Source organism: Clostridium sp. CM038 (assembly GCF_055081105.1).
Genome location: NZ_CM143651.1, coordinates 1,929,959 through 1,943,598, shown reverse-complemented (window position 1 = coordinate 1,943,598; position 13,640 = coordinate 1,929,959). Strand labels below are relative to the sequence as shown.

Below are 13,640 nucleotides of genomic sequence, written 5' to 3'. Positions count from 1 at the left end.
AAATAATGTGAGTTGCTAAACTACAAGGAGGTATCATAATGGGGATTTTTAATAAACTAAAATAGTCTATATGTAAGAGTAATTACTAACTCTCCCATGTAGATTATATAAAACAAATATTCATTAAAAAAATTTACAATATTTGCTATTGGGAGGTTGAAAATGTCTTATTTAAAGTATGAAAATATTAATATATATTATAAAGTATCTGGTGAAGGGAGACCTTTAGTTATTATACATGGAGATACAGCTTCCTCAAAAATGTTTATATCAGAATTAAAATTCTATTCTAAAAACTTTAAAGTAATTTTATTAGATTTGGTAGGTCAAGGGAAATCTCAGAGAGTAGATAAATTACCATTAAATTATTGGCATTTTAATTCTACTTTAATTATTGAATTATGTAAGCACATTGGTATTAGCGATGTTAATCTGTTAGGTACAAGTGGCGGGGCTATTGTTGCTTTAAATGCTGTATTGAAACAACCTAATTTATTTAACAGAATAATTGTAGATAGTTTTATGGGAGAAAATTTATCTTATGAGTTTGCGCAAAAAATTGTAGATGATAGAAAAACAGCAAAAAACAAGTTAGGTTCTAAATTATTTTGGTTTATAATGCATGGCTTTGATTGGAAAAATGTTATTGATCAAAATACAAACTTAATTATAGATTTTTCAAGAAACATAGGTAATTTTTTTAATTATGAACTTAGTAACATAGAAAATAATGTTTTAATTACAGGAAGCTCGAAAGATGATTTAATACCTAATGTCCAAAGTACATTAAAAGCTATTAATTTAAAAATGAAAAATTCTAAATTGGTTATTTTTGAGAATGGAAATCATCCTGCTATGTTTAGTAACAAAAAAGAGTTTAGAAATTTAGTTTTGGAATTTTTGTCCTAGGTCATAATAAAACACCGTATTATTCAGAATTGAATTTTATGGTGTTTTTATAATGGAATATTCTTATATTGTGCAACATCAAGAACAGAAATTTCTGCTCTTTTTATTTTTAATATTAGATAGTGGATATAACCCTAATGTATAAGAAAATGTATAAAATCTTAATGTCATAACTTAACAGTATTGATACCTATAAAACACTTACGTATAATCAAATCAATATGCTAAAAAGGGGTTATAATGATAATAGGTTATGCAAGGGTAAGTACAAAAGGACAATTAAAAGAAGGACATTCCATAGAGGTTCAGACGAGGAATATACTAGATAGATATGATGGTGCCGAAATTAGAGTAGAGCAGTATACAGGAACTACAATAGATAGACCTATATTCAATAAATTGATAGAGGATTTAAAACAGGGGGATACCTTAGTAGTTACTAAACTAGACAGATTGGCTAGAAATACTGTAGAAGGCATTAGCATAGTTCAAGAGCTATTTAATAAAGGAATATCTGTCCATGTAATTAATGGTGGACTGCTAGAGAATACAAGTATGGGTAAGTTTTTTTTAACTACACTATTATCAGTTGCCGAGGATGCAGCGTAATACAATTATTGAACGTACCCAAACAGGTAAAGCAATTGCAAAAACTAAAGAAGGCTTTAAAGAGGGTAGACCTAAGATATATACATCAAAACGAATAAATAATGCGATTGAAATGCTAAAAAACAATTCATATACAGCAGTTGCAGAGATAACTGTAATAAGTAAGTCAACACTAATTCGAGGAGTTAGGAAAAGAAAAGTTTAATAAGTACATTGTGTAACATTGGAGATATTAAATTTGAAAAAGATGAATACCATTATTTTCTGTTCTTATACCAGCTTTCTGTTCCATTACTACACAAACCCCTATAAATAGGCCCTTAGGGCGTCTCGCCAACATTTCTCTGAATCACACCAATAGGAATAAAAAAGAGTGACTTAGAACTTACCCTAGAATATAAAAAAAGTCATTTTAGATAAATTGCTTAATCCATCTTTTCGCGAGGATAGGCAAAAACACCCTATTTATAAAAAACAAAATAGGCATGATCTAAAGTTACCTCCCCATATTTCATCTGTTTATCTGCGAAATATTGGAGGTTTTTGTCACTTCTTTATGAGTCCTTTTGGCAGTTAGAGCGATCCAATGACTTCAGAAATCCCACGAGCCTTTATTCTCTTCAATGGGCTGATGATAGAGAACGATGCAGCTAGAATGGAAATAATGAATATCAGTACGACTTGCAATACAGGAAACTCCCAGTTAGAAATAAGTAAGGACATCAGGGTTTTCTGTAGTAGAACCCCTAGGGTGCATCCTGCTATGCAGCCGCTCACCGTATAGACGACAGCTTCTGCCAATGCCATTCTTGTGAGTTGTCTCTCAGACATGCCTATTGCACGCATAATTCCCAAATACTTAGTTTTGGATGTGATGTTGGTATTCATCGTATTGATAATGTTTAGAATACTGATGAGTGTAATTATACCTACAAATCCGTAAATAAATACTGCGATAGTCATAAATGAGTTATTTGCTTCTGCGCTTAGCTGACGAATGTCATGTAGTGTCACTGAATTTCCGACTAACGCTTTTATTTCATTTATGGTTTGTGCTTGATTATCCTTGTTCAGTTGTATATCGATTGTCTTATAGTTAGAGGTTATATCTCCAGTGATTTCTGTAAACTGCTTTTGGGTGGTGATAAATGTAGTTAATGCCTGTTTTTCGCTTTCATAAGGCATAGAGCTCAAGACTCCCATGACTTTATATTCTTTAGTCTCTGTAGCAGTTTTAATATAGACAGCATCACCAACTTTCAGGCTTGCGTCTGCCGCTAATTCTCCTTTTCTGTAATTTTTAACAACGGCCACAATACCATTCTGAGCATTGAGTTCATTTTCATCCATACCTCCAGCCATTAATGATTTCTTTGCCCATTGCATTTGCATTGAATCATAGGAAACGATCCAAGACCTCTCCGTTGCAACCATAAGGCCATTGCTTTCTGTCTTGATGGGACCCATTTCCTTTTTATAGGTGTCCGTCAGCCTTGTAACGTCAAACGTAGCATACACATAGTTTGACATTCTTCCATACACCCTTTTTACACCGCCAAGCGTTGACAGTTTCTTGTATATATTTTCGCCAATACCTTGCGAGGATGTGATTGAAACGTCAGGAGTATAGACTTCCGTAGCTTTCATTCCAAAAAACGTGGGATTGACGATTACACTAAAACACATAAACATAATGATGCTGAAAGCAATAGAACTAGATATCAAGAAAAGAGTTTTCTTCTTGTAAACAGCGTTGCTAATGCCAATAACAATTTCAGCGTGAAATATCTTCATAAGAAGGCCTCTCTTGGTCTTTTGGGATATATTTGTATCCCCGCTTCCGTTCAAGGCACTTACAGGAGAAACTTTTGCAGCTTTTTTTGCAGGTAATAAGGAAGAGATAAAGACTGTCAGAAACCCTATTACAATACCCGCGCCAATGCCGAATGCGCTGAAATTAATCAATGAAATATCACCAAAAAGCTTGTTATTGTAAAATTTTATTATTGCCGAACAAATAAAGGTTATCAAAATACCGGCGAATACGCCAAGGGGGATTGCTCTCAAACTTATGGATAAGCCTTCTCTTTTTACCAAACGCTTTATTTGTGACTGTGACGCCCCTATACATCTCAGAATTCCGAATTGGCGAACTCTTTCCATTACTGAAATGTTGAAAGTGTTATAGATCATTACAACGCTTGTAATAAGGACGATAAAGAATAAGACGCCGCCGATAGCATACATCTTCAAAATGGTATTGTTTTTTGTTTGCATCATGAGGGCTAAAAGACCTTCGTTGCGCCCTATGCGGTCATCTGCTATATTCAAAGTTTTCTTGATTTCTCCTTCAACCTGTGTGATATTTACACCATCTTTAAATAGCACAAAATATTGGCTTGATTTCGGTTTTAGCTGTTCCGACATTTTTGTTGACACGAATACGGCAGGTATAGCAGCAGCTTTGGTAGCACCCCTGGTGTTAGTATAATATTGTAGACACGGAAAGCCGAACACATTAAAATATAAATAAGATAAGAATGTGTTTATAATGGCAAGAGGTCAAAAACAATATACAGATGAATTTAAAAACACAATAGTAGAGCTATATAACTCTGGAAAAAGCTTAGCAGAGTTAAGCAGTGAATATGCCCTTTCAAAATCAACGGTAACAGGTTGGATAAATAAAAATAAGCCAATAGCTGTGGATAAAAATATAACTTTAACTGCAGAAGGATACAAAAACTTATTAAAGAAAAATGCTAAGCTTGAAGAAGAAGTTGAAATATTAAAAAAAGCAATGGGTATATTCGCAAGGAAATAACTACTGTATTTGAATTCATTACTAACAACAAAAAATATCATGATATCAAACTAATGTGTGAGGTTTTAGGTGTTGCACGAAGCTCTTATTACAATTATTTACACAAGAAACCAAGCAAGCGAGAAATTGAAAACAAGAATATAGAAAAAGAAATTATAAATATCCACAGCACAAGCAAAAATCGATATGGGGCTCCTAAAATAAATAAATCACTAAATGCACTGGGGATAACTATTAGTTTAAAAAGAACACAAAGATTGATGAAAAAATTGGGGATAAGATCTTTAATAGTAAAAAAATATAGACCAACTTCATCTAAAAATAAAATAATAGAGCAGGAAAACATTTTAAAGAGAGATTTTACAGCTACTACAGTTAATGAAAAGTGGGTAACAGATATCACTTACATCCATACTATTAAAGATGGTTGGTGCTATTTAGCATCAGTCATGGATCTTTATAGCAGAAAAATAATAGGTCACGCTATGGCTAAATTCATTGATACTACATTAGCCCTACAAGCTGTTAAAAATGGTATACAGCTACAAAAACCAACTAAGCCTCTAATACTTCATAGCGATTTGGGATGCCAATATACAAGCTTCGCTTTTAAAGAATATATAGAGAGCACTAAAATTATTAAACACTCATTTAGTGCCAAAGGTTGCCCATATGATAATGCTTGCATTGAGTCATTTCATGCCTCATTGAAAAAAGAAGAAGTTTACCATGTTAAATATTTTGATTATGATGCTGCAAGATTAGGAATATTTGAATATATAGAAGCTTGGTACAATATAAAAAGGATACATAGTAGTATTGGATATATTACTCCTCAACAGTGTGAAGATTTGGCTAAAAAGGCTTCATAAAAAGTTCGACTTTTTATGTCTAAGATATTGACATAGATCCACCCAGTCATTGTATATACCGCTAATGATGAACTCTTGAACTGTTTCGTCTGGTAAGGTAATTGTCATTGCATCACCGATTTTATGTGCCGGCTTAGATTTTTCCATAAACCATTTTTCAAGCATAATTTCATTTTTAAAAGTCGGGTAACGGCCTTGGTTAAGATTAAAGTTGATATTTTTCGCGAAATTTTCATCTAGAGATGTGAGGGCACAGTTCTCACTGTTGATGGTTCCTTCACCAAGGTCTTTCCAGGTTCCAGCATTTTGTACATCAATACGGCTACCAATGACTTGAATCTCTCTTGGGGACGGATTTCGAATTAAAATATGGTAGTTACCTTGATCCTTTAGTACTTGTGCTTTTTCAAATTTCACTAACGCATCTACCATAGAAAAAATACCGACAACCAGTGCAACAGCCATGGCAACGCTGGTGATAGTCAGGCGTGTTTTTCGTTTATGGGCAGAGAGGTATTTTGGTGCGAGCTCAAGATAGTTTTTCATTTTTTAGCCCTCCCTAGTTCGGATACAATACCATCCTCTACGTTTAGCACCCGATCCGAGAAGGAGGCAAAACTCGGATTGTGGGTAATCATAATTAATGTCTGATTATATCTTTCGACAGAAAGCTTTAAAAGATTGATTACCTCTTTGCTGTTTTTTGTATCAAGATTTCCCGTGGGTTCGTCTGCCAGAATAATTGCCGGACGAGTTGAAAGGGCACGCCCGATTGCTACGCGCTGTTGCTGTCCCCCAGAAAGCTGGTTTGGAAGGTGGTGTTTCCTGCTGGAGAGCCCAAGTATGTCCAAAAGTTCAGCAATATATTTCATATCCGGTTTCTTGTAGTCAAGTAGCAGTGGCAACAAAATGTTCTCTTCTACATTTAGTTCGGGAATTAGATTGAATGCCTGAAAAATAAATCCAATGTTACGTCTGCGGAAGACGGAGAGATTCTTTTCCTTCATGGTAGAAATGTCTTTGCCATCAAGAAATACATTTCCAGAGGTTGGAGAGTCCAATGCCCCAAGGAGATTAAGCAGTGTACTTTTTCCTGAACCGGATGGTCCTACTATTGAGACAAATTCCCCTTTTGCAACTGAAAAAGATACCTCTTTCAGTGCGTCAACTTTCACTTCACCCTTTCCATAAGTTTTACTTAAATTTTTGGCTATTAAAATATCCAATATAAACACCTCTTCTGAATTTTTATTAAGATCATTTATTGAACATATCCCACCCGAAACAATGATGCACAATGTTCTAAATTATTATTAGCATAACAAGCTAAGCTTACAGATAGGTGTATTCTTTCTTACAGATTTGTAAGCTTTGGAAAAGTCAAATAGAAAGTCGTTCCTTGGTTCAACGTGCTTTCCACCGTTATAGAGCCTCCATGTTTTTCGACAATGGTTTTCGCAAGGGTAAGTCCAATGCCGATACCATCCTTATCCTTGGAAAATCGGCTTCTATAAAATCGTTTGAAAATATAATGGATGTCCTCTGGGTGGATGCCACTACCGTTGTCTTTAATTGTGATACAGATTAACACAGGCGTTTCGTCGCATAGAATTTGAACTTCATTTCCCGAAACGGTGTGATCCAATGCATTTTTCATAATATTACTGAAAGCTTCCAGTATCCAACCTCCATCACAATTTAACAGGGTATAGCTATTGCACATTAGCATAATTGACTTGTCCTCTGATTTTGCACGGGTGGAGAAACCTATAACGATGCATTCTAGCAAATCTTTCATAAGGCAGTTGCTTTTCTCTAATTCGATGGTGTCAGCATCTAGCCGTGCCAATTTCAGAAGGTTCCGAATTAGATACTCCATCCGTTCCAGTTGATTACTGCTTTTTATGGTGAAGCTGTCGACAACACCGTTGTTTATGTTTTCTTCCTGAATAATTTCATTGTACATTTTTAGCGCAGTCAATGGTGTTTTTAACTGATGTGATATGTCAGATATCGTATTCTTTAGGAACTCCTTTGTCTGTTTTTCCTTTGTTATATGGGCAGTTAGAGATGTTGCCATTACATCTATAGAGGAAAAAAGCTGAGATACAATACCTTCCTCATTGTCGCTGAAGCGGATATCTTTATTGCCATGCATAAAACTTAAGATATCCGTGTTGGCCTTTTCAAGCTTTCTGTCCTGCCGGACAAAAAAAATAAATAATGTTGAAAGCATGAGAAGCGATACAACAACGGAAAGTATCAGTACCAGAATCTCGAGTTTGTGATGGAAACTTTGAATTTCAGGCAGAAGCTTGTTATTTATACTGTCTGTATACCCTTTAGGCTGCAAAAGCTCCCGCCCAATGGTATAATCTTTCATACCTTTTTTACCAGTGAAGGCAGGTACAATCTGGTCTGTTGTTGCATCCTGTTGATATAAATATCCGGCAATGGCATAATCGTGTGTAATGATTTCCTTTTTATATTGGTTTGTCATGAAATATACCATGACCTGTGTTATTAGAATAAAACACAAAAGAATTATGGATACGATTGAAAATAGTCTCCTTATATTGTAATTAATAAAAATTCTCATATAATAGCCTCACTTTAACACACTCCATTTATAGCCTAATCGTCGTATTGTCAATAAAAATTTCGGTTTATCAGCGTTATCTTCAATTTTCATTCTTAGTCTTCGTACATAGACGGATAGGGTGTTATCATCGATGAAGTTGCCGTTATTGTCCCAAAGCTTGTCCAATATAACGTTTCTCGTGAGCACAATATTTTGGTTTTGCATGAGCAGGCGCAGAAGACGGTACTCCGCCGTAGTAAGTTCTATTTCTTTAGAATCCTTAAATACTCGGCTTTCCAACAGTTTGATGGTAATATCATTAGATTTCAATTCAATAGGTTCTTGGCTAGGAATGTGAGAACGGCGAAGCAAAGCATTGACTCGCGAAATCAGTTCATTTAATTTGAAAGGTTTTGTAATATAGTCATCCCCACCAATATCCAAACCCATTACAATATTGACCTCTTCATCGGAAGCCGTTAAAAATATAATTGGTACATCGGAGGATTGCCGTACTTTCTTACAGATGTCAAAACCGCTTCCATCGGGTAAGGTCAAATCGAGTAGCAACAAATCATACTTCTTATCACTAAGCATCAAAAAGCATTCCCTTACGGTTCGTGCTAAGGCAATATGAAAGCCATTCTTTCGGAGTGAAAACTCTAGCCCAGCAATAATACTCAAATCATCTTCTACCAATAAAATTGTATTCACTGTTGATCCCTCCCTGCTTTTTCTGTCTAATAATACTACAATGTATCAAAATTGCATAATGCCTCTTATATTATTATCGTTTCAAATTACAGAAAAAGCAATAGAACTTAATTTGAGTTTTCGTGTTTCAGCTATAAAAAAAGTGTTTTCTACCAAACTTAAAGATAAAATGGAAATAATAATTTTTATCAAGCTATACATAAAGCCGTTTAATCAGCGCCTCATCATCCTGGCAGGTTGGTTTTGACTGACTGGTTGAAATAAGGCAAGGGATGAGAATTTAGACCCATTTAAAACGTTAGAATCTGTAATGCCATGGTGCGAGCTTGTAGCCTCTGTTGAGGAAGCCAAGAAATTAGTAAATATATACTTTATTAAGTTGTATTAAAAATCGAGAAAAAAGTCAAGGCAAGGGACTGAAAAAAAGTTAACATGAATATATCAGCTGATGAGGGTTACGTAATGAATTATATTGAATTAAATATTAAAACAAGTTTGAACTACAAAGCGTTGCTAATGAAGCCTGTATGTAACTTGCTGGTTTATATAGAATTTTTTATTCTCTGGACGGATACACAATTAAGGAATATATTCAGTTTCATCAAGAACGATTATTTCACTTGAAAAAGGACAGTATAACCCCTCAATTATGCTTGCATATAAGATAGCTTCCGTTTTCAACACCACTATTGAAAAATTATATTGTTTAAAGGAGAATTTAGAAAATGAAGAAAAAAACATATAATAAAAAGAACTTTTGGAGTGGTATAATATTTTTATTCTTAGCAGTAATTAGCATTCCAGATACAATTACGCGGTTTAATACTTTGAATGCTTTAAGAATTACCAAGTCTATTATATTGGATATTTTTTGTATTCTATTTGGAGTTACAGAAATATGGAAAGGTTTGAGTAGCAGATGTACAAAACAAGATGTTCAAAATGATGATGAAAGAGTAAATTTAATTAATATGAAATCAAAAACCAGTGCTTTTAATATTACACTGATCATTTGTGTTACTTTTTTAATACTATCAATGGTTGTATGGGGAGTAACAAAAAATGATGTGTGTCTCGGCATTTTCAGTTGTTTCGGCATCATTTTTACGATTATGATGATTGCTGAAATAAGTAGTTATTTTTATCATGACAAGCGGAATTAATTTTATAATTGGGCACTTCATTAGGCCAATTTTCTTGAAAAAGATATAAAGAGAAGCAATGAAAAAGAGGAATCTTCTAGTATTAAAACGGTAAAGTCAAATTTAGACCAAACTGAGATTTCAAAGCGAGATATATAAATGTTGATTTCTAAGCGAATTTGAATAGTAGTAAATTTATGGTAACAATATTACTATCAAAGAATACACTGAAAATGTTATGTCATAAAAATTCATCTTATCTTACTGATCTATAATAGATAAATAATTTGTACTAAATATTATGATCATACTTTGTATTAATATGTGTCAGCTAGATCATTCCTGCCCTTTAATACATCCTGCTGTATAATCTGTAACACTTTTTCAGACTCTTCAAATATTGGACTGTGGGCAGATTCCTTAAAAAGATAAAATCCTTTTGCAGGTGCACCAAGTTTTTTAAGATAAGCTTCCGACATCGAATAGTTTACCGTATAATCATATATTCCCGAAAAGAAATATACCGGAATATCAAGTTTTGTTATCTTGTTACTCAAATCCGTTCTGTAAAGCTCCTCGTTTAAAACAGTAGAATTTGAAAATGCTTTTCCACGCCATATATTAATTTTTTCTCTCAAGGTATATTCGCGATTCTGCATAACTGGCATAAAAATTCCGGTGACTACTGATTTCATCTTATGCGTTGTACCAATTCCTGCTCTATGCATCACATTATCCCTTATTTTATTGTATGCATCTGGCAGATGATCTATTGTTTCAATAGGTATTGCCTGAAGCTTCTTTACAGTTTTTTTATCACCTGTTACCTTGTAGTACTTAAGCATATATTTATATGCAATTTTTTCCGATTCCATTTGATTTGATATTTGTCCGACACCAATATAAGCATGGTATAACTCATATGATTTTGCCGCTGCCTCTATAGCTATGTATGAACCCCATGAGTGTCCCATAAGGTATATTTTATCTTGTCCAAACCGTTTACGCAGATAGTTCGTTACTTCTATTGTGTCAGATACAAACTGTTCTGTTGTCATTGTTTTTGCTGAGATATCACTGCTATAGGACAAACCCGCGCCACGCTGATTCCACCATACTACCGTAAAATATTTCTCAAGTCCCGTAGGGTATGCTTCGGTAAGTGGATATTCCGGCATACCAGGGCCTCCGTGAACAAAAAGCAGTACTGGATTTGATGCATTCTCACTTTTAATAATCATTCCCATCTTAGCTCCGTTAATTTTAACATAAACTTTTTCCGAAATACTGCCCTCTATAACATTTCTTTGTCTTTTCATAATATCCTCCTTTTCGAATGTTTCACCTTGAGTTTAACACATAAATAAAAATATGGATAATATAAACAATCAAGACAAAGAAAATTAGTAGTATGTATAAATTAACTCATCCATTTTAAAAAACAGTAATTTATGGTTCATAATGGTATAATTGACTTAAAATTATTGCATGATTTGAATTACTAAAAACAAAGTGTCATAATTTACAATATCTAACGTGTTTGTACTATTTAAGTGAATTGAGAATCAAATTATTTTATGTTGAAAGAGTGGTGATTCATATGTCCATTAGTATTAGAAAAAAATTTCATGACTTAGTAAATAAGGCAGAATATAATAGCTATGAAAAAACAGTAGAACAAATAAATCGTCTTAGATTTGATTCATTGGATAATACTGAATTTCTAAATAAATCACATGGGCTCAGGAGTAAGCTTTTAGAGTATACATCTATGGATGACATAATTATAGAAGTCTTTGCACTTACAAAACAGGCGGTTAAAAGAGTACTAGGACTCATTACTTACGACGAGCAACTGATTGCTGGCATAGCTATGCATAATGGAAGATTAATAGAGATGCAGACCGGTGAAGGAAAAACTTTAGCCGCGGTGTTCCCCGCAGTCTTAAATGCACTTACAGGTCGTGGATGTCATATACTGACCTTTAATGATTATTTAGCGCGTAGGGATGCAACTTGGATGGGACCCGTATATGAAATGCTTGGATTAACTGTGGGGTTCGTACAGGAAACTATGAAACGGCCTGAAAAACAAAGAGCTTATGGTTGTGATGTTACATATGTAACTGCCAAGGTAGCTGGATTTGATTATTTAATGGACTCACTTTCTTATAAAAAAAGTGAAATTGTGCTACGTCCATTTAATTTTGCCATAATAGACGAGGCAGATTCCATAATAATTGATGAAGCCAGAATACCATTAGTTATTGCAATAGGAGGGAACGCTGCTGATGATACTCTTTGTTTAACAATGGAAGCTTTAAGAAAACTAGAGCCTGAAGTTGACTATGAGAAAGATGAAGTTAAAAGGAACGTATTTTTGACTAATAAAGGACTACTTCGAGCAGAAGCTATGCTTAATTGTGAAAATTTATATGCAGAAGAAAACTTTAAATTATTAAGTGAAGTACACAATATTCTTCATGTAATTGCTTTATTGAAGAAGGATATAGACTATATTGTAAGAGACGGTAAAATTGAAATGGTAGACGAGTTTACTGGACGCATCGCTGAAAACAGGCGTTGGCCCGATGGAATTCAATCAGCCCTTGAGGCCAAGGAGTGCCTTAGCCATAAGTCAAAAGGACGTATAATGAATCAGATAACTTTGCAAAGTTTCATTTTGCTTTATAAAAAAATTTCAGGGATGACCGGTACAGCAATGGACTCATTGAATGAAATCAGCGAGATGTATGACATGGAGGTGATAGTAATTCCACCACATATTCCTTGCAATCGAATTGATTATCCTGATGTAATATTCACGCACAAAAAAGCCAAATACAAAGCTTTGAGCTCGGAAATCAAAAGAGTACATGACACAGGACAGCCTATTTTAATCGGCACTTGTAGTGTAGCAGAATCAGAATATTTGGCTGAAGAATTAAATAAGCTAGGCGTTAAATATAAAATTTTAAACGCAAAAAATGATGAACTTGAAGCACATATCATTGAACAAGCAGGTACTCTTTATGCAGTTACTGTTTCAACTAATATGGCTGGCAGGGGTGCTGATATAAAACTTGGGGGCCTAGATGGAGCTAATAAAGATAAGATAGTTTCCCTTGGAGGATTATATGTTATAGGTACTAATAGGTATGAGAGTAAACGCATTGATAAGCAGCTTAAAGGAAGAACTGGACGTCAGGGTGATATGGGCATGTCAAAGTTCTTTATAAGCCTTGAAGATGACCTCATTAAAAGATATGGTATCGATGAAATAATACCTGTGGCAATTAGATCTTCTATACAAGAAGAACCTTTGCTTAATCCTAAGATAGCAGGTAAAATAGAACACGTTCAGAGGATTATCCAGGGCCAGGATTCCGATTTACGTAGAGAATTATGGCAGTATTCCTTTATCATAGAAAATCAGCGACTTGTTGTTCACCAAAGGAGAATGGAAATAGTATATGATATTTTACCTTTTAATATATTAAGCCTGGAAAATCCACAGCTATTTACAAAATTAATTAACTTCTTTAGTGAAGACCTCGTAAAGGAACTTGAAAAACAAGTAGCACTATATAATATCGATGAAGTTTGGGCTGATTACCTCGCTCATGTAGAATATCTTAAAGAGGGAGTAAAGTTAAGTATACTAAGGCTTAAAGATCCGTTGCAAGCATTTCAAATAGAAACAGCTGGCATATTTCAGACGATGCAGCAAGAGATACAAACGAGAATTTTACAAGATTTTGAAACGTTAGATTTATCAACGCAGGGACTCATTAACTTAAAACAGCGGATAAACCCACCCTCTTCAACTTGGACTTATCTTGTTAATGACAATTCACTAATGGATCCACTTTCTTCATTATTTATTGGTAACGCAATTGCATCCATAGGAATGTTTCTTGCCTTACCAATTCGATTTGGAACTTTGATTTATAGAAAAATTCTTAAAAATAGAATTTAAAATAGTGTTA

At 34.2% G+C, this 13,640-nt stretch carries 13 protein-coding genes; 7 read left to right on the top strand and 6 right to left on the bottom strand.

What is annotated here, in order from left to right:
* Positions 1-162 precede the first annotated feature (162 nt).
* From ACWJKS_RS08820 to ACWJKS_RS08810, 3 genes are all read left to right on the top strand, one after another.
* Positions 163-909, top strand: coding sequence for an alpha/beta fold hydrolase (locus ACWJKS_RS08820; RefSeq protein WP_462960982.1), 747 nt, complete (start codon positions 163-165; stop codon positions 907-909).
* A gap of 240 nt (positions 910-1,149) precedes the next feature.
* Positions 1,150-1,518, top strand: coding sequence for a recombinase family protein (locus tag ACWJKS_RS08815; RefSeq protein ID WP_462960981.1), 369 nt, complete (start codon positions 1,150-1,152; stop codon positions 1,516-1,518).
* On the top strand, positions 1,508-1,723 hold the full coding sequence (locus ACWJKS_RS08810; RefSeq protein ID WP_442781449.1) for a helix-turn-helix domain-containing protein: 216 nt from the start codon (positions 1,508-1,510) through the stop codon (positions 1,721-1,723). The genes ACWJKS_RS08815 and ACWJKS_RS08810 overlap by 11 nt, the downstream gene beginning before the upstream one ends.
* 368 nt (positions 1,724-2,091) lie before the next feature.
* On the opposite strand, the gene ACWJKS_RS08805 is transcribed toward ACWJKS_RS08810, so the two are convergent.
* Positions 2,092-3,945 (bottom strand): ABC transporter permease, encoded by a 1,854-nt coding sequence (locus ACWJKS_RS08805; RefSeq protein ID WP_462960980.1) that lies wholly within the window; start codon positions 3,943-3,945, stop codon positions 2,092-2,094.
* 124 nt (positions 3,946-4,069) lie between these two features.
* Here ACWJKS_RS08805 and ACWJKS_RS08800 point away from each other — a divergent pair.
* Positions 4,070-5,214, top strand: a protein-coding gene (locus ACWJKS_RS08800) for an IS3 family transposase (protein ID WP_462959637.1) whose coding sequence is annotated in 2 segments (ribosomal slippage) — positions 4,070-4,319 and positions 4,319-5,214 — 1,146 coding nt in all. Because the reading frame shifts where the segments join, the coding sequence is not laid out codon by codon here.
* On the opposite strand, the gene ACWJKS_RS08795 is transcribed toward ACWJKS_RS08800, so the two are convergent.
* From ACWJKS_RS08795 to ACWJKS_RS08780, 4 genes are all read right to left on the bottom strand, one after another.
* Complete coding sequence (locus ACWJKS_RS08795; protein ID WP_462960979.1) at positions 5,209-5,760, bottom strand: ABC transporter permease; 552 nt, start codon at positions 5,758-5,760, stop codon at positions 5,209-5,211. The two genes, ACWJKS_RS08800 and ACWJKS_RS08795, sit on opposite strands and share 6 nt — an antisense overlap.
* Complete coding sequence (locus tag ACWJKS_RS08790; protein WP_216304075.1) at positions 5,757-6,440, bottom strand: ABC transporter ATP-binding protein; 684 nt, start codon at positions 6,438-6,440, stop codon at positions 5,757-5,759. The genes ACWJKS_RS08795 and ACWJKS_RS08790 overlap by 4 nt, the downstream gene beginning before the upstream one ends.
* A gap of 128 nt (positions 6,441-6,568) precedes the next feature.
* Positions 6,569-7,813 (bottom strand): sensor histidine kinase, encoded by a 1,245-nt coding sequence (locus tag ACWJKS_RS08785; RefSeq protein ID WP_462960978.1) that lies wholly within the window; start codon positions 7,811-7,813, stop codon positions 6,569-6,571.
* Between the two features lie 9 nt (positions 7,814-7,822).
* Positions 7,823-8,509 (bottom strand): response regulator transcription factor, encoded by a 687-nt coding sequence (locus tag ACWJKS_RS08780; protein WP_216304073.1) that lies wholly within the window; start codon positions 8,507-8,509, stop codon positions 7,823-7,825.
* 586 nt (positions 8,510-9,095) lie between these two features.
* Between ACWJKS_RS08780 and ACWJKS_RS08775 the strand changes: the two genes are divergently transcribed.
* Together ACWJKS_RS08775 and ACWJKS_RS08770 are read left to right on the top strand one after the other, a co-directional pair.
* The gene (locus ACWJKS_RS08775) at positions 9,096-9,254 is read left to right on the top strand and encodes a helix-turn-helix transcriptional regulator (RefSeq protein ID WP_220287238.1); all 159 of its coding nucleotides are present in this window, start codon (positions 9,096-9,098) and stop codon (positions 9,252-9,254) included.
* Positions 9,235-9,672: a hypothetical protein gene (locus ACWJKS_RS08770; protein ID WP_216304072.1), complete on the top strand. Its 438-nt coding sequence runs from the start codon at positions 9,235-9,237 to the stop codon at positions 9,670-9,672. Before ACWJKS_RS08775 ends, ACWJKS_RS08770 begins: the two co-directional genes overlap by 20 nt.
* A 296-nt stretch (positions 9,673-9,968) precedes the next feature.
* Here the strand turns inward: ACWJKS_RS08770 and ACWJKS_RS08765 are convergent, their stop codons facing one another.
* Complete coding sequence (locus ACWJKS_RS08765; RefSeq protein ID WP_462960977.1) at positions 9,969-10,970, bottom strand: alpha/beta hydrolase; 1,002 nt, start codon at positions 10,968-10,970, stop codon at positions 9,969-9,971.
* A gap of 281 nt (positions 10,971-11,251) precedes the next feature.
* On the opposite strand from ACWJKS_RS08765, the gene ACWJKS_RS08760 reads away from it, so the two are divergent.
* Positions 11,252-13,630, top strand: a complete 2,379-nt coding sequence (locus ACWJKS_RS08760; RefSeq protein WP_462960976.1) for a preprotein translocase subunit SecA — start codon at positions 11,252-11,254, stop codon at positions 13,628-13,630.
* The last annotated feature ends 10 nt before the right edge of the window (positions 13,631-13,640 follow it).